Genomic DNA, 2458 nt, shown 5'->3' with positions numbered 1-2458 from the left:
GTAACCGTGTCCTGAAGGCCGCCTTGCGGGAAGCTGCTCTGGGGTGCTGATAGCCGCTCTTTGCGAGGAGCGGTGATGAACGAGGATGTTGGAGCGTCGGGAGCGAGTGCTCTTACGACCGGTCATATGAGTAATCGTATGAGCAGTCGGATCGCGGTCGTGGGCGGGCGTCGCCGTTGGTCGGTAGATCAGAAGCTGGCGATCCTGCGCGAAGCGTTCGGCCCCGACGGCTCGGTCTCGGCGACGTGCCAGCGACACGCGGTCGGCAGCGGGATGCTCTATACGTGGCGCCGGCAGGCATTGGCGGGCGATCTGACGGGAGCGAAGCGCACGTCGGTGCCGTCGTTCGCCGAGGTCGAGGTGTCGGTGCCGACCACGGCGACGGCAGGCAGCGGCCACATCGGGATCGAGCTGCCGTCGGGCGTGCGGCTCACCGTCGACGCGGCGGTCGATACCGACGCGCTGGCCCGGGTGATGTCCGTCCTTGCCCGATGATCCCGTTACTGCCGACGACACGCATCTATCTGGCCTGCGGAGCCACCGATATGCGCAAGGGGTTCGACGGGCTCGCGGTGCTGGTGCAGCAGGTGCTGGAGAAGAGTCCGCACTCGGGCGCGCTGTTCGCGTTCCGCGGCAAGCGGGGCGATCTGGTTAAGCTGCTCTGGTACGACGGCCAGGGCCTGTGCCTCTTCTCGAAGCGCATGGATCGGGGCCGGTTCATCTGGCCGATCACCAAGGCGGGCAAGGTCAGCCTCACCGCGGCGCAGCTTTCGATGCTACTCGAAGGCATCGACTGGCGGCGTCCCGAACGCACCGCGGCGCCCTTGCTTGCAGGGTAAAAAGTGGCGGATTAATGTGGGTTTTGCTGGCATCGCGGAGCCTGTTTTGCTAGGTGTTCCGGGTGTCGGAACCAGCCTCTTCCAGCATCGACAAAGACGCCCGGATCGCCGAGCTCGAAGCGGCTCTCGCGGCCCGCGATACGCTGATCGACACCCTCCGTCACCAGCTTGCCCAGCTTCGCCGCATGACCTTCGGCCAGTCCTCCGAGAAGCTCGCGCTGCAGATCGAGCAACTCGAGCTCGCCCTCGAGGAGCTCGAAGGCGAAGCCGAGGTCGCGGACAGCCGTACCGCCGACAGGGCGCCCGCCCAGCGACCCTCGCCGGTGCGCGCGCTGCCCGATCATCTGCCGCGCGCCGAACGGCGGATCAAGCCCGAGGCCGGCAACTGCACCTGTCCCGATTGCGGCGGCGCGCTGCGCCCGCTTGGCGACGACAGCGACGAGCAGCTCGACGTCGCGCCGGTCCAGTGGCGCGTTATCCGCACCGTGCGGCCCAAGTATAGCTGCCGCGCCTGCGATAGGATCGTCCAGGCACCGGCGCCGGTGAAGGCCATAGCACGCGGCAAGGCCAGCTTCGCGACGCTCGCCCATGTCGTCGTCCACAAGTTCGATCATCATCTCCCGCTTTACCGCCAGGCAGAGATGATGGCGGCGCAGGGCATCGACATCGATCGTTCGACCCTCGCCGGCTGGGCGGGCCAAGCCGCGCATCTGCTCGATCCGATCGTCAGCCGTATCCGTGAGGAAGGATTGAAGGCCGCCAAGCTCCACACCGACGACACGCCGGTGCCGATGCTCATGCCCGGCAAGGGCCGGACAGCGGTGGCGCGGCTCTGGGCCTATGTCGTCGATGATCGCGCGTCGGGCGCCGCTACCCCGGCGCTCGCCTGGTATCGGTTCACCCCCGATCGCAGCGGCATCCATCCGCAGGCCGAGCTGGGGTCATTCACCGGCCTTCTCCAAGCCGACGGCTATGCCGGATATGACAAGCTCTACCAGGGCAATGGCATCCAGGAGGTCGCCTGCTGGGCGCACTTCCGCCGCAAGATCTTCGAGTGCCACCAGACGAGCCCGACGACGCTCACCACCGACCTGCTCGATCGCATCGCCGGGCTTTACCGGATCGAAGAGGAAGTCCGCGGCCAGCCGCCGGATATCCGGCGCCGACACCGACAGGAGCAAGCCAGGCCGCAGATCGACGCGCTTCGCGACGCGATCGACGATGCCCTGCGCCGGCTGTCGCCCAAGTCGGCGATGGCGAAGGCGCTCGCCTATGGTCGCAAGCGCTGGGACGCGCTGACCCGCTACATCGACGAGGGCATGGCGGAGATCGACAACAATATCGCCGAGCGCGCCATCCGAGCGATCGCGATCGGGCGCAAAAACTGGCTGTTCGCCGGATCGAAGGCCGGCGGCGAACGCGCCGCCGCCATCTACTCCGTCATCGAGACCGCGAAGCTCAATGGCGTCGAACCGCAGGCCTATATCGCCGATGTCATCGAGAAGATCGCCTCAGGCTGGCCCGCATCCCGGTGGGACGAGCTGATGCCGTGGAACTGGCAGGCCGAGCACCAGCAGATCGCTCAGGCCGCCTAGCTGCGGCCTTCAGGACACGCTTAC

At 67.0% G+C, this 2458-nt stretch carries 3 protein-coding genes; all 3 read left to right on the top strand.

Translation table 11 applies throughout. The features are described 5' to 3' along the window. Positions 1-138: 138 nt before the first annotated feature. The 3 genes from tnpA (at position 139) to tnpC (ending at position 2434) form a co-directional block, all read left to right on the top strand. A complete protein-coding gene (gene tnpA / locus QOL68_RS18885; RefSeq protein ID WP_097093055.1) occupies positions 139-495 on the top strand; it encodes an IS66-like element accessory protein TnpA in 357 nt (118 codons plus the stop codon). Beyond that, entirely contained in the window at positions 492-839 is a 348-nt protein-coding gene (tnpB, locus tag QOL68_RS18880) for an IS66 family insertion sequence element accessory protein TnpB (protein ID WP_282950489.1), read from the top strand. The genes tnpA and tnpB overlap by 4 nt, the downstream gene beginning before the upstream one ends. Before the next feature lie 62 nt (positions 840-901). After that, the gene (tnpC, locus tag QOL68_RS18875; RefSeq protein ID WP_502957427.1) at positions 902-2434 is read left to right on the top strand and encodes an IS66 family transposase; all 1533 of its coding nucleotides are present in this window, start codon (positions 902-904) and stop codon (positions 2432-2434) included. Positions 2435-2458: the final 24 nt, after the last annotated feature.

The sequence above is a fragment of the Sphingopyxis sp. Geo25 genome (genome assembly GCF_949769135.1).
In the GTDB taxonomy this organism is placed as follows: domain Bacteria; phylum Pseudomonadota; class Alphaproteobacteria; order Sphingomonadales; family Sphingomonadaceae; genus Sphingopyxis.
The sequence above is the reverse complement of the archived record's forward strand: the minus strand, read 5'-3'. Positions and strand labels throughout refer to the sequence as shown.

Coding starts and splice junctions, on each gene's coding strand:
- tnpA (WP_097093055.1), top strand. CDS start 139: ATGAGCAGTCGGATCGCGGTCGTGGGCGGGCGTCGCCGTTGGTCGGTA.
- tnpB (WP_282950489.1), top strand. CDS start 492: ATGATCCCGTTACTGCCGACGACACGCATCTATCTGGCCTGCGGAGCC.